Below are 20,197 nucleotides of genomic sequence, written 5' to 3'. Positions count from 1 at the left end.
CTTATTGGCTGAGGCGGTAGACCCGCCTTGCAGTCTCGTTGAACACGGCGGCCTGCGCCGCTTCGGGCACGGCGGCGCGATGCGCCTCGATCAGCTCGGCGTAAGTCGTCCATAGCTTCTCGATCGGGAAATTGGAGCCGAACAGGCAGCGCCCGGCACCGAACAGGGCAAGCGTCTCGCTGGCGATGAAGGCGATGGTCTCGGGAACGTTGCGGCGCAGGAAAGTGCCGAGGCCCGAGAGCTTGCTGGCGATGTTGGGCTGGGCTGCCAGCAGCCTCATGCCCTCGCGCCAGGCGGCGATGCCTTCCGGCGAGAGGTCCTCCAGCATGCCGGCGTGCTGGAGCACGAAAGTCACGTCCGGGCAGGCGGCGGCGAGCTCGGCGGCGCCTGCCATCTGGCTGGCGAAGACCTGGAGGTCGAAGCTGAAGCCGTAATCGGCGAGCCGCCCGACATTGGTGACCAATCGCGGATCGCGTGCGTGGTCGGGTCCGCTGGCGAAGCGGTAGAGCGTGTTCTCGTGCCAGTGCAGTTGCATGCGGACGCCGCGCACCCGGTTATTGCGCGCAAGCTGGTCGAGCTGCGGGCGGACATCCCCGGCGAGCATGTCGGCATAGGCGACGATGGCGATCGGGAAGCCTGATTCCTCCGATGCCTGCGAGACGTAGGCGACTTCGTCGAGATAGCGGTCGGTTGCCCAGTTGGCCTGGACGTAGACGGCCTCGGTCACGCCCGCCGGTTGGCAATCGCCGAGATATTCCGTGACCGGGTAGTCGCGCCGGATCGGCTCATAGGGCCCGAAGATGCGCGGCTGCATCGGCCCGAGCAGCCAGGGCAGGTCGGCCTGCCGCCAGATGTGGAAATGGGCGTCGACGATTCCGGTCATGCCGCTTGCGTGCCTCCGAGCGAAAGGATGTGCCGGCAGATCCGCGCCGTGCTGCCGCCGTCCGAGAGGCTCGCAAGACGCGGCGCGATCAGCCTGAGCGCCTCGGTTTCGGGCCGGTATCCGGGATCGGCCGCCAGCGGTGTCAGCCAGTCGATGCGATGGGCGCGCTGGGCGAGCCGAGCGACCGCGCCGACCAGCGCCGATGGATCGCCGCGTTCGAGACCGTCCGAGAGCACGATGACGATGGCACCGCGGGCGTAGGACGCGAAGCGGGGCACGGCGAGGAAGGCCTGCAGCGCGTCGCCAATGCGGGTGCCCCCATCCCAGTCGGCGACGAGGCCGGAGGCCTCCGCCAGCGCCTGCTCGCGCCGCTTGCGCCTGAGCGCCCGCGTCACGCGGGTCAGCCTCGTGCCGAAGGTGAAGACCTCGACCTGCCGGGTCGCGTGGACGATCGTATGGGCCAAAGCGAGGTTGGCGTCGCTGCGTTGCTTCATCGAGCCGGAGACGTCGATCATCAGCAGGATCGGCCGCGGCCGCGTCACGCGGCGGAGCCGCTTCAGGCTCATCACCTCGCCATCATGGCGGATTGCGTCCCTGAGGCTGCGGGCGAGATCGACGATCGGGCCGCGCCGCGCCGCCCTGTGACGGTAACCGCGGCGGCGGGGCAAAGCGGCCGGCAGCGCCCGGCCGAAGCGGCGCAGAGTCTCGCTCTCGCCCAGGGTCTTGAGCTGGCGTACCGACAAAGCCTCGGCGCCGGTCGCGGCCTGGCCGGTTTCGTTGGCCTCGTCGCCGATCAGCACCTCGCGCGAGCCGGTGTCCTCCTGGACCGAGATATCCTCGTCAGGCGCGAAATCGTCGTCGCCGGGCTCAGCGAGGGCGCCGCCGAGGAAATGCATGTCGAACAGCGCATCGAAAAGCTCGCGCTGCTCGGGATGGGGCGCGAGCGTCGCGACGGCGGCCTTACGGATATGCTCGATACTGAGCGGGCCGAGCAATTCGACCGCCATCAGGAAGCTGGTCGTCTGCTCGGGCGCGACCGCGATGCCGTGCTCGCGCAGCAGCGCCGGAAAGGCGACGAAGAGGCGGACAGCGGCGGGGAGCGGCGCGATCATGCCGCCAGCCCCGGAATGAAGAGCGGCAGGCGCGGCCGTAAGTGCGCGAGGTCCTCCTCGTCCTTGATCGCGGCGCCGAGCGAGCGGCGGAAGGCTTCCGGCCAGGTCGCGCCGGTCTGCGCCAGAGCCGTCGCGGCTTCGGCCCAGTCGACCGCCTCGGCGACGCCCGGCGGCTTGGCCAGCGGCTCCTGCCGCAGCAGCCCGACGGCCTGGACGACGGCACGGGCCGTGCTCTCGGCAACGGCCGAGGAGCGCAGCATGATGATCTGCGCCTCGCGCTCGGGCTCGGGATAGGCGATGTAGTGGTAGACGCAGCGGCGGCGCAGCGCCTCATGCAGTTCGCGCGTGCGGTTCGAGGTCAGGATCACGACCGGCCGCTCGGCCGCGCGCAGCGTGCCGCGCTCGGGGATCGAGATCGAGAAATCCGAGAGGAATTCGAGCAGGAAGGCCTCGAATTCATGGTCGGAGCGGTCGATTTCGTCGATCAGCAGCACGGTCGATTCCGGCCGCCGCAGCGTCGTCAGCATCGGTCGTTCGATCAGGAAGTCGTCGCGGTAGATGTCGAGCTGCTCGCCCTCCTTCGCCTGGCGGATGGCGAGCATCTGGCGCGGATAGTTCCACTCGTAGAGTGCGGCCGCCGCGTCGATGCCTTCAAAGCACTGCAGGCGGATGAGCTGGCGCCCGAGAATGCCGGCGAGCGCCTTGGCGGCCTCGGTCTTGCCGACGCCGGGCGCGCCTTCGAGCAGCAGCGGCTTGCCGAGCGCAAGCGAGAGGTAGCCGGCCGTCGCGATGCCGTCATCGGCGAGATACATCGCCGCCTGGAGGGCCTCGGCAAGGTCCTCGGGGCTGGAGATGCCGGCGACGGTCGTCCTCAGCGCCATCGCGTCACCGCCAGTTCACCGGGCCGCCACGCCGTGGGCCCGGTTTGACGCCGCCATTGGCCTTGATGCCGCGCAGGATCTTCTCCGGCGTGATCGGCAATTCGTCGACCCGCACGCCGATGGCGTTGTAGACGGCGTTGGCGACCGCCGGCAGCACCGGGTTGGCGCACATCTCGCCCGGGCCCTTGCCGCCGAACGGGCCGTCCGGTGCCGGCCGCTCCAGCACCGTCACGTGATAGGGCGCGATGTCGCCCGGTCCCGGCATCAGGTATTCGTTGAAGTCGCGCGGGCCGTGCTCGGGGCTGGGGTAGTACGGCTCTGGCGTTTCATAGAGCGCGTGGCTGATGCCCATCCAGGCGCCGCCGACGAGTTGCTGCTCGACCATGCGCGGATTGATGACGCGGCCGAGCTCATAGGCGCTGGTCATCCTGAGCACCTCGACCTCGCCAGTCTCGTCGTCGACGCTGACATCGGCGACGAGGCAGGCATGGGCGAAGGCGGTGTTCGGGTTCATCTCGCCGGTCTCGGCATCGACAGCCGAGAGCGGGATCAGGAAGATGCCCCGCCCGGCGATGGTCTTGCCCTGCTTGAACTGCGCCGCCTGCGCCGTCGCCTTGACCGTGATGCTGCGCGAGGGTGCGCCGCGGACATGGATGTTGCCGCGCCCATCGGTGACGAGGTCGGCGGCGTTGACCTCGAGCTCCTCGGCCGCCGCTTCGAGCAGGACGCCGCGGGCCTCGCGGGCGGCGACGATGATGGCGTTGCCCATCCGGTGCGTGCCGCGCGAGGCGAAGGAGCCCATGTCGTGCGGGCCGGTGTCGCTGTCGGCGGTGTCGACATAGACGTCCTCGACAGGCACGCCGAGCGTCTCGGCCGCGATCTGGCGCGAGACCTGCTTCATGCCCTGGCCGAGATCGATCGCCGAGAGCGCGACGGTGAACTTGCCGTCGGGGTTGGAATGGATCAGCGCCTGGCTTGGATCGCCGCCGAGATTCATGCCGATCGGATAGTTGACCGAGGCCATGCCGCGGCCTTCGTGACGGGCCATCTCAGCGCCTCCTCGTGCCGAAAACCGACGAGAACCGCACCGCGCCGTGCTGGGTCTGCGCTGGCGCCGCCGGCGGCGGGGCAGGCGGAGCGGGTGGTAGCTGGTAGGCGGGCGGCGCCGGATGCGAGCCGGCCGGCTGGTAAGGGGAAGGGGTCGGCTGGTAGGGCGGTGGAGCCGGAGGGGCGGTGGGCCGTGGCGGCTCGTAGCGTGGTACCTGCGTCGGCGCGGCGTGCCCGTCGCGGGCGCCTTCCATCACTGGCTGCTTGCTCGGCGCGATCCTTGTCGTGCCGGCCGGCAGCACCTGCGTCACCGGCCCGCTGCGCGTATCGGGCCGGCCGATCTGGCCGCGGGCGTCGAGCTGGGTCGCCGGGATCTGCGCGCGCTCGCCGGCGCCGCCGCCGATCAGCGAGGACGCCCGCTTCGCCTGCTCGGATAGCGGCCAGTTCGCCTTCTCGGCTGCGACCTGCACGCATTCGACCAGCGCCGTGTTCTTTGCGGCGCGCCGATGCGGTTTCATGTCGCCATCGCGATAGGCGTTGAGGATACGCAGCTCCATCGGGTCCATGTTCGCCGCTTCGGCGAGGCGGTCCATCTGGACTTCGAGCGCGAAGTCGACCGCGGTGACGCCGAAGCCGCGCATGGCGGTGGACGGGCAGCGATTGGTGTAGGCGACGTAGATGTCGGAGGCGACGTTGGGGATCCAGTACGGCCCCGGCACATGCGCCGTGCACTTGATCGCGGCATAGCTCGACAGCCGCGTATAGGCGCCGGCGTCGAAATAGCTGCGGATGTGGCGGGCGACGATCCGCCCGTCGCGCATCAGCCCGTCCTTGATGTAGATGCGCTCGGCGCCGCGCGGCGAGCCGTAGAGCATCTCCTCCTCGCGATCGAGCACGAAGCGCACCGGCCTGCCGGTCAGCATCGCGCCGAGTACGGCGAGCGGCTCGGTCAGCGAGTCGACCTTGCCGCCGAAACCGCCGCCGACCGTGCCGCCGATGAAATGCAGCTGGTTCGACTCGACATTGACGATCTTGGCGGTGGTGCCGAGCGCGAAGAACAGGCCCTGGGCGCAGGAGTGCACGACGAAGCGGCCATTCTGCTCGGGCGCAGCGATCGAGCCGTTGGTCTCGGTCGGCGCATGCTCGATCGGCGACATCTGGTAGCGATGCTCCATCACGATGTCGGCGCCGGAAAAACCGCGCTCGACATCGCCGAAGCGCAGCTTCTGATGGTCGAAGCGCTCGTGATATTCGAAGTAGTTGCCGGGATAGGTCTCGTTGACCACCGGCGCGCCGGCCTTCAGCGTCTCCTCGACGTCGAACACCGCCGGCAGGGGATCATAGTCGATCCGGACCAGCTTGAGGGCCGCCTGCGCCTGCGCCTCGCTGTCGGCGAGGATCGCGACGACCGGCTCGCCCTTGTAGCTGGCCTTGCTCACCGCGAGAGACGGCTCGTCGTCCTTGCCGAAATTGATCAGGCTGAGCAGCGTGTTCTTGTTCACGGGGACGTCGGCGCCGCGCAGCACGCGCTTGACGCCGGGCGCGCGCTCGGCGGCCGAGGTATCGATCGCGCGGATGCGGGCATGATGATGCGGGCTGCGCACCACCTTGAGATGCAGCATGCCGTCGAAGGCGTGGTCGTCGAAGAAGCGAGTGCGGGCCGTGACATGGCCCGGCATGTCCTGGCGTTGCATGCCCTTGCCGACGACGTTGAGATTGTCGTCGCGCTCGTCGGCGAACAGGTCCTTGCGCATCTCGAACATGGCAGGCTCCTTCTTCAGGCCCGGCGCGCGCCGGGCGCGCCCGCTGCGGCGAGGATGGCGGCGATGATCGGTTCGTAGCCGGTGCAGCGGCAGATGTTGCCGCTGATCGCCTCAACGACCTCGTCGCGGCTCGGCTGGGGGTTCTTCGCCAGCAGCACCCGCGCGGCGGTCAGCATGCCCGGCGTGCAGAAGCCGCACTGCGCGGCGAAATGGTCCATGAAGGCGGCCTGCAGCGGATGCAGATCAGGCCCATCAGCCATGCCGGAGGTGGTCTCGATCTGGCGACCCTCGCAGGAGACAGCGAGCGTCAGGCAGGCGAGCTGCGGTTCGCCGTCGACCAGCACGGTGCAGACGCCGCAGGTGCCTTGGCCGCAGCCATATTTCGGGCCGAAATCGCCGAGCCCGCGCCGAAGCGTATCGAGCAGATTGCTCGCCGGATCGACGAAGGTGGCGCGATCGCTGCCGTTGAGGCGGAACTGGACCGGGAGCTTGGCCATGGCGCGCCTCCTCAGCGCGGCTCGCCGGCCAGGAGCCGGCCGAGATGGACGGGGAGGATCTCGCGCCGGTACCACTCGCTGGCGATCGCGTCGGTCGCCGGGCGGCAGCCTTCGAGCGCTGCCTGCTTCGCCACCTGGATCGCCGCCTGGTCGAGCGGCTTGCCGTCGAGCGCCCGCTCGACGCCGCGGGCGCGGATCGGCGTCGGCGCCATTGCACCATAGGCCACCCGCGCCTGCGTGACGCGGCCGCCCGAGAGCGGCAGATGGGCCGCGATCGAGAGCACCGAGATGCCCTTCGGCTTGACCCGGCTGATCTTGCGGAAATGGAGTTCGGCCGGGTTCTGCGGCCGGGCGAATTGTACCGCCGTGACAAGCCCCTGGCCGCCGCGCTCGCGCGCGCTCAGGAAATCCTCCAACGGCACCGCCCGGCCCGAGCCATAGCCGGATTGCAGCACGACCTGCGCATCGAGGGCGAGCAGCGCGACGGTGAAGTCGCCATAGGGCGTAGCGGCGAAAAGATTGCCACCGATCGTCGCCATCGTCCGGACCGCGGGCCCGCCGATGCCGCGCGCCGGTGCATGGAGATAAGCGAGGTCGCGATTGGCCAGCACCATCGCCATGGTCACGCCGGCGCCGAGCTCGACGCGAGCGCCGCTCGTGCTCATCTGGCGCAGGGCCGGATCGGTGACGCGTACCAGCGTGCCCTCGGTCAACCGGCCCTCATTGACCTCGCGCATCACCAAGGTGCCGCCGCCGATCAGCAGCGCCTGTCGATCGCCGGAGAGGATGCCGGCGGCTTCCGACAGGCTCACGCAGGTTCTCAGATCGAGCATGTCAGACCTCCTCGCCGACGATCACAGGCAGACGGCGGACCGCCTCGATGCCGTTGGTGTAGACCTCGTCGCCGACGAGCCTGGCGAGTTCCGCCTCCCGTCCGGGTGGCGTGGTGAAGCGGCTTTCCCAGTGCCAGAAGCTGCGATTGCCGTCGGTCACCGGCAGCAGCCGGACATGGGCGACGTAGTTGAACAGCGGGATCGGCGTATCGAGCAGGCAGTAGCTGAAGGTCATTTCGAGATCGGAGAGCGTCAGCAGCTGCTCGCGCAATTCGCTGCCGTCGCGCAGGACAAAGCGTCTGATGCAGCCGACCCGATCGGACGGGTAGGCGCGTTCGATCTCGCTCCGCGCCACGATCGGGTGCCACTTGTCGTGCCCGTTGAAGTCGCGCAGGACCGACCAGAGCCGGTCCGCCGGCGTATCGATGATCGTGCTGCGGACGACATGGGGCATCGCTATCCCCCGAAGGCGCGCTTGAGGGCGTCGAAGCCGCCCTGGAAGACATTGGTGCCGATGCCGGCGACGAGTTCGGCCTCGCGTTCCGGCGCGCAGTCGAAATCGGCCGACCATTCGATGAAGGTCCGCTCCTGGTCGGTGATCGGCGTAAGCCTGAGCGTCGCGACGTAGTTCGTCAGCGGCATTGGCGAGTCCAAGATCGAATAGGTGCAGAACATGTCGTAGTCGGAGAGGCCGAGCAGTTGCTCGCGCAGCCGGTCGCCGCTGCGCAGCGAGAAGGCGCGGATGCAGCCGACCTTGTCGGCGGGCTCGCCATTCTCGATCCGGCTCTCGGCGATGCGAGGATGCCAGTTCGGCAGGCCGTTGAAATCGCGCACCCGGGCCCAGACCTTGGCGGCCGGAGCGGCGATGACGCTGGAGACGTAGACGCGGGCCATCGGTCAGCGCCTCACGACTTCTTGCGGGGGCCGGAACGGCCACCGCCCGCTGGGCCGGGCTCGCCAGCCTCCTTCGGCTTGGCCGGTTGCGGCTCCTTGGCCGGCTGCGCTTCCTTGGCGACGCGCTGCATGTCCGAGGCCTCGCGCATGAGCCCGCCCATCTTGGCGAGATTGCCGCCCTCGATGCCGATCTCCTTCAGAACCTGGTCGATCATCGGCGCCTGGACCCGGTAGCGCAGCGCCGACTCCATGACCTCGTCGGTGGGCGAGCGTGCCGCGCCGCCGGCGCCGCTGGCCGCGCCGGCGAGCCCATCGACATGAAGGATGCGGATGCCCTCGATCTTCTCCATCGGCTTGACGCTCTCGCGGACGATGCCCTCGATCTTGTCGAGCAGGCGGCGGCGGAACAGCCCGTAGCGGGCGCCATCGCTGAGCACGTTCTCGGCCTCGTAGAGCAGCTTCTGCGCTTCGGCATCGACGGCGCGGCGCACCTTCTCGGCCTCGGACGCGATGCGGGACTCTTCGGCGGCCTTCTCGGCGAGCAGGATCTCGACGGTCTTGCGTCTCTGTGCGCTCTCGCTCTCGCGGACGGTCTTGACCTTCTCCTCGGCCTCGACCGCCTTGGCGCGGGCGATCTCGGCACTGACCTGCGCCGCCGATTCCTCCAGCGACTTGGCGTAGATGGCGATCGCCTTGTCCATGGCGGCCGCCTCGACCTCGCGCTCGCGCCCGATCTCAAGCTTGCGCAGTTCGCGCTGGCGGCCGATGCGGGCCTCGTCGAGGCCGCGGTCGGACGAGATGCGGGCCCGCTCGACCTCCTCGTTCGAGACGATCTGCGCCTCCTGCAGCGCCTGATTCCGCGCGATTTCCAGTTGCTCCAGCGCGCGGCGGCGCTCGATCCGCACCGCTTCCAGCGCCTGCTCGCGGGCGATGTCGACGGTCTCGACCTGCTGGCGCGCGGTGATCTCGGCCTGGCGCAACGTCTTGTCGGCGTCGGCCCGCTCGACCTTCTTGGCAGCGAGCACGATGGCACGCTGCTCTTCGGCGACCTCGATCGCCTCCTTCTGGGCGATCTGCGCGATCTCGCGTGTCCTGGTCGAGGTGATGCGCTCCTGGTCGAGTTTCAGCTCGGTCGTAATGCGCTGCCGCTCGACCGTGTCGCGGCGCTTGAGCTCCGCACCGTCGAGTTCGGCCGCACGCTTGATCTCCAGCTCCTTCGTCGCGAGCTCCGCCGCGATGCGCTCGGCCGCGTTAACCCGCTCCTGCGCGATCCTGGCGGCCTCGGTCGCCTCGCGCGCCGCGATCTCGGCGGTGTCGATCGCCTGGTTGCGGGCGATTTCGAGGCTGCGCACATCCTCGTCGCGGCGGATACGCGCGCTCGAAATGGTTTGCTCCTGCGTGATGCGAGCCTTCTCGGTCGCCTCGCGCGAGGCGATCTCCGCCGCCTCGATCGCTTCGGTGCGCCCGATTTCGAGCAGGCGGGTGCGCTGGTCGAGCGCGATGCGGTCGGCCGCGATCGCGTTCTCCTGGGCGATGCGGGCTTTCTCGATCGCCTCGCGCGCGGCGATCTCGGCCTCGTCGAGCGCCCGGTTGCGCGCGATCTGGAGCGCGCGGACGCGCTCCTCCTGGGAGATGCGGGCGGTTTCGACCGATTCACGCGCGGCGATGTCATCCTGCTCGAGCGCGCGGGTGCGCTCGATCTCGCGATTGCGCACCTCCTGCTCGCGGGTGATGCGCTCGGCGTTGATCGCCGTCTCCTGGACGATGCGGGCCTTCTCGGTCGCCTCGCGTGCGGCGATCTCGGCCGCTTCCAGCACCTTGGTACGCTCGATCTCCTTCTGGCGGATGTCGCGGTCGGAGGCGATGCGAGCGACATTGATCGCCTGCTCGTTGGCAATGCGCGCCTTCTCGACATGCTCGTGCGCAGCGATCTCAGCCTCCTCGACGGCTTGCGTCCGGGCGATCTCCTGCTGGCGGATGTCGCGCTCCGAAGCGATGCGCGCTTCGCTGATCCCGCGCTCATTGGCGATGCGTGATTTCTCGATCTCTTCGCGCGAGGTGATCTGGGCCTGCTCCGCCTCGGTGTCGCGGATGGCGCGCTCGCGGGCGACCTCGGTGCGCTGCATGGCGCGCTTGATCTCGATCTCGCGCTGCTGGTCGAGACGCGCCATCTCGCTCTCGCGCTCGATGTCGAGCGCCTGGCGCTCGGCTTCCAGATTGCGAGTGCGGATCCGAATCATCGAGTCCTGCTCGATGTCGTTGCGCAGCTTCCGCTTGTCCTCGATCTCCTCGATGATCCGCGTCAGGCCGGCGGCGTCGAAGCGGTTCGACGGGTTGAAATATTGCAGGTCGGTCTGGTCGAGGTCGGTCAGCGCGACCGATTCCAGCACGAGACCGTTCTGGTCGAGCGCCTCGGCGGCGGCATCCTTGACGCGCTGGACGTAGGCACCGCGCTGCTCGTGCATCTCCTCCATGGTCATCTCGGAGGCGACCGTCCTGAGAGCGGAGATGAACTTGCCCGACAGGAGGGCATGGAGCTGGTCCGGCTGCAGGGTGCGCCGGCCGAGCGTGGCGGCGGCGACCGAGACCGACTGCCGCTCCGGCTTCACCCTGACATAGAACTCGGCGTCGATGTCGACGCGCATCCGGTCGCGGGTGATCAGCGCGTCGTTGCTCGCCCGCGTCACCGCCAGCTGCAGCACGTTCATGTTGACCGGCGTGACATCGTGGATGATCGGCAGCACGAAGGCGCCGCCATTGATCACCACCTTTTCGCCGAACAGGCCGGTGCGGACGAAGGAGACCTCCTTCGAGGACCGGCGGTAGAGCCAGTTCACCAGATAGACCACGATGGCGATGACGATCACCGCCACGATCAGCCAGAGGATCAGCGATCCGATCAGTTGCCCGGTCATGTCATCATCCTCCCGCCCGAGTCCGGGTCATTTCGTCTTGCCGGGCTTGCGTGCCGGCTTGCTGGTTTTGAGGTCGCGGCCGATCTGCTTGAAGGCGCGGGTCTGATCGCGGATCGCAACCTCGACCGGCAGGCGCTCCATCGAGGATGCCCCGTAGAAGCCGTGGCAGTTGACCGTGTTCTTCATGATGAAGTCGGCGTCGGCCGGCTCGGCGACAGGCCCGCCATGGACGAGAATGATCGCATCCTTCTTCACGGCGAGCGCAGCCTTGGCCCAGCGCTCGACCAGCGCCGGGCAATCCTTGAGCTTGAGCGCTGTCCCGGCGCCGATCGAGCCGCCGGTGGTGAGGCCGAGATGGCAGACGATGATGTCGGCCCCGGCCTTGGCCATCGCCCGGGCATCGTCCTCGCAGAAGACGTAAGGCGTGGTCAGCAGACCCTTGGCGTTGGCAAGGGCGATCATCTCGACCTCGAGGCCAAAGCCCATGCCGGTCTCTTCGAGGTTGGCGCGGAAGGTGCCGTCGATCAGCCCGACGGTCGGGAAGTTCTGCACGCCGGAAAAGCCGAGGCGCCTGATATCGTCGAGGAAGACGTCCATGCGCCGAAACGGATCGGTGCCGCAGACGCCGGCGATCACCGGCGTGTTCCTGACCACCGGCAGCACCTCGGCCGCCATCTCCATGACGATGGCGTTGGCGTCGCCATAGGGCATCAGCCCGGAGAGCGAGCCGCGGCCGGCCATGCGGTAGCGGCCGGAGTTGTAGATCACGATCAGGTCGATGCCGCCGGCTTCCTCGCATTTGGCCGACAGGCCCGTGCCGGCGCCGCCACCGACGATCGGCTCGCCCCTGGCGATCATCGCCCGGAAACGCTTCAGCAGGGTTTTCTTGTCGAAGCTCGTCATGTCCTGCCTCCGCCGGCCCGCTCGCGGCGCCTGCCGGCGTGCAGCGCGCGGAACTGCTGCACCAAAGCGGCGGCGAAAGCGGGGTCGTTGATGTGGAGCGGCAGGCGGATCAGCTGCCGGCCGGGGCCGGTGCGCACCGTCTGCTCCAGCGCCTGGAACAGCGCCGCATCGGCTGCCGGGTCGTGGAAGGCCTGGCCGGGCGCATCCAAAGCGGAGACGCCCAGCTCGGGGAGCAGGAAGCGGACCGGCCCTTCCATCTGGTTCAGCCGCTCGCCGATCCAGCGGCCCATGCGCGCATTATCTTCCGCCGTGGTCCGCATCAGCGTGATCTGCGGGTTGTGCGGATATAGCAGCCGGCCGCGATAGCGTTCCGGGACCGTCTCGGGCGCGAAGAAGTTGACCATGTCGAGCGCGCCGACAGAGCCGACATAGGGAATGCGAGTGCGGATGACCGCGCCGAAACGGTCCTCCGTCGCCGGCAGCAAGCCGCCCATCAGCAGGTCGCAGATCTCGGTGGTCGTGACGTCGATTACCGCGCCGACGAGGCCGGAATCGACCAGCTTCTCCATGGCACGCCCGCCGGTGCCGGTGGCATGGAAGACCAGCGGCTCCCATTCATCGGCGAGAAGCCTGGAGACCTGCTGCACGCAAGGGGTGGTCACACCGAACATGGTGAGCCCGACCAGCGGCTTCTCGGCCTCGCGGCGGCGCGGCGCCTCGGGCTTCAGCTCGGCGAGGCGGGCCTTGGCCATGGCGGCGATGGCATGCGCGCCATTGCCGAGCACGAGCCGCGAGACGCGGTTGACGCCTTGCACATCGGTGACGGCGTGCATCATCGTGATGTCGGCGGCTCCGACATAGGCGCGGACATCGCCGGACGCCATGGTCGAGATCATCAGCTTGGGCAGGCCGACCGGCAGTTCCTGCATCGCCGGCGTCACCATCGCGGTCGCGCCCGAGCCGCCGGCCGAGATGATGCCGAGGAGGCCCTGCTGGCGCGGCAGCCAGGCCTTGAACGCTTCGGTCATCGCCGCGACCGCGGTGCCGCGATCGCCCGAGGCGATGCCGGCCGAACCTTTCGGGTGAGCGAGGGCGACCTCCTGCGGGGTGACGTCGCCGCCGGCGCTGCGGCCTGAGGTCGAGAGGTCGACGAGGCGGGTACGCAAGCCCTCGGCCCGGATCAGGTCGCGGATGAAGCGCAGCTCCTCGCCCTTGGTGTCGAGCGTACCGGCGACGACGACATAAGGCTCGCTGATTGCCGCGGCCGCGAGCGGCCGGACCGCCTGGCCATCGCGCGTCGCCAGCATCGGGCGCGAAATGGTGCGGGCCTGGGCCTCGATCCGTGCGGCCGGCACGGCTTGCGACCAGCGGTTCGGGATGACCGGGTTCGAGACATAGACGCGGATCGGCCCGCTTGAGGTGGCGGAGGCGGCCTGTCCGGCCGGGCCGGGACGTGCTGCCTCCGGCACCGCATCGGTCTCGTCATGGCCATGGCGGCCGACGCCGAGCAGGCGCTGTTGCAATTCGCGGTCGCCAGCCAGCGTCGCCGAGGCGATGATGCGGTTGATCCGGCCGTTGACCATGATCGCCACCGGATCGGACATCTGGGTGGCGACGCCGATGTTCTGTTCGATCACCAGGATCGCGACGTCGCCCTGATCGGCCAGCCGGACCAGCATCTCCTCGACATGAGCGACGATGACCGGCGCGAGCCCCTCGGTCGGCTCGTCCATGATGAGGAGGCGCGGGTTGAGCAGCAGCGCCCGGCTGATCGCCAGCATCTGCTGCTCGCCACCGGAGAGCTGGCCGCCGCCATTATTGCGGCGCTCGGCCAGGCGCGGAAAGACTTCGTAGATGCGCTCCGGCGTCCAGGCGCCGCGCTTGCCGCGCTGCATCAGCCGCAAATGCTCGTCGACCGTCAGCGAGCGCCAGAGTCTCCGGCCCTGCGGCACATAGCCGATGCCGAGCCGCGCCACCTCCGCCGGGGAACGGCCGGCGATCTCCTCGCCGAAGAAGCGGATCGAGCCGGAGCTGATCGGCACCAGCCCCATGATCGCCTTGCACATGGTCGTCTTGCCCATGCCGTTGCGACCGATGACCGAGAGCACGCCGTGCTGCAGCGTGAGATCGACGCCCTGGACGGCGTGCGAGCGGCCATAGAAGACGTTGAGCCCCGCGATCTGCAGGATCGGAACGCCGGCGGCAGGCGGGGCTTTCAGGCGCTCAGCCATGACCGCCCCCGAGATAGAGTTCCTGTACCTCGGGATCGGACTCGATCTCGTCCGGCCGTCCCTCTTTGAAGATGCGGCCGTTGTGCATCATCGTCACGCTCTCGACGACGCGCAGCGCCACGTCCATGTCGTGCTCGATGATGATGTAGCCGATATGGGCCGGCAGCGAGGTCAGGATCCGGACGAGGTCCTGCCGCTCGGCTGGCGACAGGCCCGCCGCCGGTTCATCGAACAGGATGAAGCGCGGTGCGCCCGAGAGGGCGAGCGCGATCTCGAGCTGGCGCTGCTGGCCATAGGCGAGCTCGCCGACGAGCCTGTCCTTGACGGCCGTCAGGTGAACGGCGTCGACCAGGCTCTCGGCCGCATGCTGCAGCGTATCGTCGCGGCCCGGCCGGCGCAGCGAGAAGCGGTTCCGCGAGACCCCGCGACAGGCGAGGTAGACATTGTCGATCACCGTCAGCCCGGCGAAGAGCGACGAGATCTGATAGGTGCGCCTGAGGCCGCGGCGGATGCGCTCATGCGGCGGGAAGGCCGTCACATCCTCGCCGAAGAAGCGGATGACGCCGGAGCTCGGCGAAAAATCGCCGGTGACGCAGTTGAACAGCGTGGTCTTGCCCGCTCCGTTCGAGCCCAGTACGGCGCGTCGCTCGCCGGGACGGACCGACAGGGTGATGTCGGACAGCGCCGCCAGTGCCCCAAACAGGCGCGAGACGCCGCGCAGCTCCAGCGCATTGGCCGAACCGGCGGTGCTCAGGCGTTCCAGGCTCGGCACGGCGCTCATGGCGTGCCTCCACCGGCCCGCATCTGCGCCGCCTGCGCCTCGCGGCTGCGACGATAGCGGTCGCGCAAGCGCTGCCAGATGCCGACCAGCCCATCCGGCGAGAACAGCACGATGACGAGGAAGCCGAGGCCGATCAGCAGTTGATAGCGCTTGCCCTCGAACCCGACCCAGTCGAGGAGATCGAGCGCGAAAGTCCGCAGCAGCACATAGACCAGCGCGCCGATGAAGGGACCGATCGGGCGGCTCAATCCGCCGACCACGGCGATGATCAGCATGTCGACCACCGGCCCGACCCCGCCCGTCCCGGGCGAGACCTGGCGCTGGTACCAGACCAGCAACACCCCGGCGAAGGCGGCGATCACCGCCGCGAAAGCGTAGGCGGCGATGCGATGGGCGACGACGTCGAAGCCGAGTGCCGCCATGCGCCTGGGGTTGTCGCGCGTGCCCTGCAAAGCGAGGCCGAAGGGCGCGCGCGAGACATAGACGACCACCGCATAGGCCAGGGCGGCGCAGCCGAGCACGAGATAGTAGAACGGCACCGTGCTGCCCCAGTCGACCCCGAGGAAGACCGGCGGAAGAACTCCGTTGAAACCGCTGAATCCGTTGAAGATCGTGTAGTTCTGCAGGGTCAGGTAATAGAAGGCCGACCCGATCGCGAGCGTGATCATGATCGTGTAGATGCCCTCGGTCCGGACCGAAAGCATGCCGCTCAGCGTCCCGAACAGCGTAGCCAGCAGGATCGCGACCGGCACCGCCGTCCACCACGGCCATTTCAGGCTGATCTGGGTGATGGCGCTGTCGCCGAAGATGGCGACGAGATAGGCGGCGAAGGCCGCGACCGTCATCTGCACCAGGCTGACGATGCCGCCATAGCCGGCGAGGAACATCAGGCTGAGCGCAATCATGCCGAGGATCATCGCGTAGGCGAGGATCTGGACGAGCCAGAAGGGGCTCGCGAGCAGCGGCATCACCAGCAGCAGCGCGGAGACGATCCAGAACGAGGCGCCCTGGCGCGCCAGCACCTCACTGAGCCCCTCGCGCGGGCGCGGCGTCGCGCTGACGAGGCGGGGTTCTGCGAGCGCCATCTCAGCGCCTCACCGCCGCCAGGCCCTGCGGCCGGATCGCCAGCACCACGACCATGATGACGAAGGTCAGCATCACCGCATAGGTCGGCATGTAGACCGAGCCGAACTGCTCGGCGAGGCCGACGATGAGCGCGCCCATCGCCGCGCCCTGGATCGAGCCCATGCCGCCGACGATGACGACGACGAGCGAGGACAAAAGGATCTTGGTGTCCTCGCCGGGCTGCAGCGACTGGAAGGTGCCGCCGACGACGCCGGCAAGGCCGGCGAGCCCGGCCCCGAAGGCGAAGACCATGATGAAGACGAGCTGCACGCGCACGCCGGTGGCCGAGAGCATGTCGCGGTCGTCGACGCCGGCGCGCACCAGCATGCCGATGCGCGTGCGGTTGAGCACGAGCCACATCGCGATGCCGAGGATGATAGCGCCGACCAGGATGGCGATGCGGACCAGCGGGTACATCATCATCACCGCCTCGCCATTGCTGCGCAGCGCGACGACGAAAGGCAGCTGGATCGGCCCGGACAGCCAGTCCGGCGTCGTCACCTGGAAGGTGTCGCCGCCATAACCCCAGAGCAGCAGGTCGGCGACGATGATCGAGAGCCCGATCGTGACCAGCGTCTGGCGCAGATCCTGTCCCTCCATCCAGCGGAAGAGCAGCACCTGCATCAGCATCCCGGCCAGGGCGACGATCACGAAGGCGCCGATCAGCGCGGCGAACCAGGAGCCCGTCAGGTTGCCGATGCTGTAGCCGACATAGCCGCCGAACAGATAGAGCGAGCCATGCGCCAGGTTGACGTTGCGCATCAGGCCGAAGATCAGGGTGAAGCCGCTGGCGACGAGGAAATACAGCCCGCCGAGCGTGATGCCGTTGAAGAGCGCGCTCAGGAAGACGCGCTTCCGGCCGAAGGTCAGCTCCATCCACGGCGTCCAGACCGCGAAGATCAGAAAGGCGAGGAGAGCGACCGCGATCAGGATCACCAGCGACCAGATCGGGCGGCGACCGATGAAATCAGACATGGTTCGCCTGCGATTGCGGCAGGCCGACGGTGCGCAGCACCCGGCGATAGTCGCGGGGCGCCATGCCCATATGGGCGGTAAAGAAGCGCGTGAACACGCTCTGGCCGGAGAAGCCGAGGCGGTGGCTGATGCTGGTCACCGGATCGCTCGAGAGAACGATCCGGTCAAGCGCCGCGTCGAGCCGGACCGTATTGGAGAAGACAGCCGGCGTGACCCCGACCTGTTCCCGGAAGAGCTTGAAGAAATGGGCGCGCGACAGGCCGGCCTCGCGCGCAACCCGGGCGAGCGCACCTTCGCAGGAAGGACGCTGCTCCAGCAGCCGGCAGGCGCGCAGCACGCGCCGGTCGATCGCGCCCTCAGCGGAAAGATGCAGCAGTGACGAGGCGAGCTCGGGCCCGATCGGTTCGCTGGACGCCTGCGCCAGTGCCATCAGCACCGGGGCAAGGTTGAGCTCGCGATGCTGCGACAGCAGCATTTCGACGGCCTGATCGCGCCAGGCGGCGAGTTCGCGGGTCACGACCAGTTCGCAGGAGGGGAAGACCAGCGAGCCGGCCGACGGCATGGCCTGCGCCGCCAGCCATTCCGGCTTGAGATAGACGACAAGGAAGAGCCCGAAGGCCCCCGGCTGCTCCGGTTGGAAATTATGTGGTTCCCAGGGATTGATCGCAACGCCCATGAACGGATCGACCCGAACGGTACAATCGTTGACGGTCACGAGCCCGCGCGAGCCGTCGAGGAAGAAGATCAGATGAGCTTCCCGGTGGGCATGCACCACCAGTGGGCGGTCGAGATCGTAGATCGACACCCGTCCGAATGGACCGTGGCAGACCGCGACTGCGCGACTCATGGCTCCTCGCGTAGCAATGCCCGGTGGGCTCAAGGCTGCCTCATCAGGTGAGCCTTCGCCCGACGGCGCACATGGATCGCGCGACGTCGTTGACCAGAGCGGGACGGCAGGCCGGAAAGGACGCGATCGGGTCGCGGCCTTTCCGGGGAGTCAGTCGGTGGAAGCGACTAGGGCTTGCATTCCGGATTGGTCCGGGACGGAAGCCCGACGGCCTTGAACGCCTCGGCGGAGAGGCCGAGCGTCTGCGAGACGTTCGGCACCGTCTTGACGAACTTGTTGGTGAGGTCGCCGTTCGGCGCCTCGACGACCTCGGTGATGAAGGTCGTCGCGATCGCCTGCCGGTTGTCGTCGAGCTTGATCGGCCCGTTCGGAGCATCGAGTTCGACCTTGGCGAGCTCAGCCCGGAGCTTGGCGCCGCCGTCGGAGAGGTCGGCGTTGACCTTTTCCAAACCTGTCGCCAATCCATTGAAAGCGTTGTGGTAATTGGTCGCGAAGAGCGACGGGCTGGCGAAGCGCTTATCCGCCGGGAACGCATCCTGATAGGCCTTGACCCAGGCCTTCCATTTCGGATCGTCCCAGGCATCGGCGACGCCGCCCGAGGAGGGCGTGCCGACGAGCAGGCGCTTGGCGTTGCCGCGCGACGACAGCACGGTCTGGTCCACCATGATCGAGCCGCCGACGAACTTGGCCTTGCCGCCGGTCTGGCCGTACTGGTTGAGGAAGTTCACGGAATCGCCGCCACCGAGCGCCAGGAAGACCGCGTCGACGTCATCAGGGATATTGGCGATGACCGAGCCGAAATCCTTGGTGCCGAGCGGCACCCATTGACGCTGGACGATCTGGCCGCCGGCCTTGCAGTAGCCGAGCGCGAAGCCGAAGACCTGCGTATAGGGGAAGGAGTAGTCCTCGCCGATGACAGCGAGCTTCTTGTAGCCCTTGTCCTTGAAGACATACTCGCCGAGGCCGGCCATCCACATCGCGCCGTTGCTGTTGAAACGGAAGTAATTCGGCGATGGGTTGACATAGGTCGTCTCGAGCGCGCCCGAGGATGCATCGACCACGGTGACGTTGGGCACGGTCTTCGAGTAATCGCGCATCGCGATGCCCTCGGAACCGGAGAGCGGCCCGAGGATGAGCTGGACCTTGTCCTGCTCGACCAGCTTGCGCGCGGCCCGCAGCGCCGAGTCCGGGCTGGCATCGGTCGCTGCGATAATGAACTCGACCTCGCGGCCGGCGATCTTGCCGCCGCGCTGCTTCAGGGCGACCTGAGCACCGCGTACGCCGTCCTCACCACCCGAGGTCAGCGCGCCCGAGAGCGTCGCCAATACGCCGATCTTGAGTTTTTCCTGAGCTTGGCCGGTGCCTCCGGCCGCAATCAAAGCGCACGCCGCGACGGCGGCCATTAATGCCTTCCGCATTGCATTCACCTCCCTGCGTGGACGGCCGCGCCGAAGGTTTCAACGGCGGAGCCGATGGCGGATTTTCATTCCGCTCTAAATCTAGGCTAGCACAGGCCGGTCTACTGCCAAGGTCGTAGATATTGCCGAGGGTCTGCTTTTCGCCATCGGGAGGACGCGGCATCTCGCAATGACCGTGTGTTTCCCCGCGGCTGGCGTCGGCAGGCTGATCGATCTGATCTACGGCCGGTTCGCACAATCCTGCCAATGACCGGCTCGCTCATCTCCTCGCTCACGAGAGCTGTTCTCGGATCCCCTCCGCCAGCCTAGTCGGCGCTCGCCTTCGCGTTGCCGATCCAGACGCGCCGCCACCGACCCTGGAGAGAATAGGACTTCAAGCTGGCGCCACCTCCAGCTGAACTTCGCCCAAGCGAGCTGCTTATGTTGGAACCAGCTCCGTCCGCCAGCCAGCGCCCGAATCCAGCTGCCATGACCGACCCACTGCATGAATGCCGACGCACACGCGGTCAAAGAACGCTGAAAAAGTCCTCCGTCACGCATGTCTGGTCTTCGGCAGATTCTGGAATGGCGCTCACGGCGCGAGGCTCCCTCAAGGCGCCGGAAGGGACCGACCAAATTGCGTGAGAATCCGATCTCGGTAACTGGCCCGGAGGCCTGAAAGGTGCCTGTGGCAGACTCCCAAGTTGCAGTGGTCGCGGTCGTTGAAGGTCAGCTCGCCGATGGCAAGCGCCTGGCTCTCGCCTCGAACGTCGAGGTCTACTCCTGCGATCCCAGGTCGCCTGGCGACGCGGTTCCAACGAAAACACCAATCGGCTGCTGCGACAGTACCTGCCTCACGGGACCGACCTGTCCCTGAAAAGCCAGGCCCAGCTCAGTGCCATCGCCCGACAGCTCAACGAACGGCCAAGAAAAACCTTGCTCTATCGAACCCCAGCAGAGACCTTCGCCGAGTGTGTTGCTGCGATCCGTTGAGCCCACCGCGCAAAGCTTTACAGACACCGTCATCTTTCGCGGAAAACACGGTGGGCATGGTCCATCACGGGTTTGACAAGATAGGACAGCGCGGTTCGGTCTTCGGTGGTGATCATGACC

At 67.8% G+C, this 20,197-nt stretch carries 17 protein-coding genes and 1 pseudogene; 1 reads left to right on the top strand and 17 read right to left on the bottom strand.

Features of this window, described 5'->3' with window-relative positions:
• Position 1: 1 nt before the first annotated feature.
• The 17 genes from ASE66_RS19895 to ASE66_RS19815 form a co-directional block, all read right to left on the bottom strand.
• Positions 2-883, bottom strand: coding sequence for an amidohydrolase family protein (locus ASE66_RS19895; protein WP_057191447.1), 882 nt, complete (start codon positions 881-883; stop codon positions 2-4).
• Positions 880-1,995, bottom strand: coding sequence for a vWA domain-containing protein (locus ASE66_RS19890; RefSeq protein ID WP_057191446.1), 1,116 nt, complete (start codon positions 1,993-1,995; stop codon positions 880-882). Before ASE66_RS19890 ends, ASE66_RS19895 begins: the two co-directional genes overlap by 4 nt.
• On the bottom strand, positions 1,992-2,876 hold the full coding sequence (locus ASE66_RS19885; RefSeq protein ID WP_057191445.1) for an AAA family ATPase: 885 nt from the start codon (positions 2,874-2,876) through the stop codon (positions 1,992-1,994). The genes ASE66_RS19890 and ASE66_RS19885 overlap by 4 nt, the downstream gene beginning before the upstream one ends.
• A 4-nt stretch (positions 2,877-2,880) precedes the next feature.
• Positions 2,881-3,924: a xanthine dehydrogenase family protein molybdopterin-binding subunit gene (locus ASE66_RS19880; protein WP_057191444.1), complete on the bottom strand. Its 1,044-nt coding sequence runs from the start codon at positions 3,922-3,924 to the stop codon at positions 2,881-2,883.
• 1 nt (position 3,925) lies between these two features.
• Complete coding sequence (locus tag ASE66_RS19875) at positions 3,926-5,686, bottom strand: xanthine dehydrogenase family protein molybdopterin-binding subunit (RefSeq protein WP_057191443.1); 1,761 nt, start codon at positions 5,684-5,686, stop codon at positions 3,926-3,928.
• A gap of 14 nt (positions 5,687-5,700) precedes the next feature.
• Complete coding sequence (locus ASE66_RS19870; protein WP_057191442.1) at positions 5,701-6,183, bottom strand: (2Fe-2S)-binding protein; 483 nt, start codon at positions 6,181-6,183, stop codon at positions 5,701-5,703.
• 11 nt (positions 6,184-6,194) lie between these two features.
• Positions 6,195-7,016: an FAD binding domain-containing protein gene (locus ASE66_RS19865; protein WP_057191441.1), complete on the bottom strand. Its 822-nt coding sequence runs from the start codon at positions 7,014-7,016 to the stop codon at positions 6,195-6,197.
• Position 7,017: 1 nt separating this feature from the next.
• Complete coding sequence (locus tag ASE66_RS19860; protein WP_057191440.1) at positions 7,018-7,470, bottom strand: SRPBCC family protein; 453 nt, start codon at positions 7,468-7,470, stop codon at positions 7,018-7,020.
• A gap of 2 nt (positions 7,471-7,472) precedes the next feature.
• Positions 7,473-7,910, bottom strand: a complete 438-nt coding sequence (locus ASE66_RS19855; protein WP_057191439.1) for an SRPBCC family protein — start codon at positions 7,908-7,910, stop codon at positions 7,473-7,475.
• A gap of 11 nt (positions 7,911-7,921) precedes the next feature.
• A complete protein-coding gene (locus tag ASE66_RS19850) occupies positions 7,922-10,825 on the bottom strand; it encodes a flotillin family protein (RefSeq protein WP_057191438.1) in 2,904 nt (967 codons plus the stop codon).
• Between the two features lie 27 nt (positions 10,826-10,852).
• A complete protein-coding gene (locus ASE66_RS19845) occupies positions 10,853-11,728 on the bottom strand; it encodes a phosphoenolpyruvate hydrolase family protein (RefSeq protein ID WP_057191437.1) in 876 nt (291 codons plus the stop codon).
• The gene (locus ASE66_RS19840; RefSeq protein WP_057191436.1) at positions 11,725-13,959 is read right to left on the bottom strand and encodes an ABC transporter permease; all 2,235 of its coding nucleotides are present in this window, start codon (positions 13,957-13,959) and stop codon (positions 11,725-11,727) included. Before ASE66_RS19840 ends, ASE66_RS19845 begins: the two co-directional genes overlap by 4 nt.
• A complete protein-coding gene (locus tag ASE66_RS19835) occupies positions 13,952-14,740 on the bottom strand; it encodes an ABC transporter ATP-binding protein (RefSeq protein WP_057191435.1) in 789 nt (262 codons plus the stop codon). The genes ASE66_RS19840 and ASE66_RS19835 overlap by 8 nt, the downstream gene beginning before the upstream one ends.
• A complete protein-coding gene (locus ASE66_RS19830; RefSeq protein ID WP_057191434.1) occupies positions 14,737-15,825 on the bottom strand; it encodes a branched-chain amino acid ABC transporter permease in 1,089 nt (362 codons plus the stop codon). The genes ASE66_RS19835 and ASE66_RS19830 overlap by 4 nt, the downstream gene beginning before the upstream one ends.
• A 1-nt stretch (position 15,826) precedes the next feature.
• The gene (locus tag ASE66_RS19825; protein WP_057191433.1) at positions 15,827-16,840 is read right to left on the bottom strand and encodes a branched-chain amino acid ABC transporter permease; all 1,014 of its coding nucleotides are present in this window, start codon (positions 16,838-16,840) and stop codon (positions 15,827-15,829) included.
• Positions 16,833-17,687, bottom strand: coding sequence for a helix-turn-helix transcriptional regulator (locus tag ASE66_RS19820; protein ID WP_057191432.1), 855 nt, complete (start codon positions 17,685-17,687; stop codon positions 16,833-16,835). Before ASE66_RS19820 ends, ASE66_RS19825 begins: the two co-directional genes overlap by 8 nt.
• A 167-nt stretch (positions 17,688-17,854) precedes the next feature.
• Complete coding sequence (locus ASE66_RS19815; protein ID WP_057191431.1) at positions 17,855-19,105, bottom strand: ABC transporter substrate-binding protein; 1,251 nt, start codon at positions 19,103-19,105, stop codon at positions 17,855-17,857.
• Positions 19,106-19,859: 754 nt separating this feature from the next.
• On the opposite strand from ASE66_RS19815, the pseudogene ASE66_RS33320 reads away from it, so the two are divergent.
• A pseudogene (locus ASE66_RS33320) lies at positions 19,860-20,077 on the top strand (transposase); the annotation flags it as partial.
• Between the last annotated feature and the right edge of the window lie 120 nt (positions 20,078-20,197).

This window comes from Allobosea sp. Root483D1, from assembly GCF_001429505.1.
Classification (GTDB): Bacteria; Pseudomonadota; Alphaproteobacteria; order Rhizobiales; family Beijerinckiaceae; genus Allobosea.
This window is presented reverse-complemented; position numbering and strand designations above follow the sequence as displayed.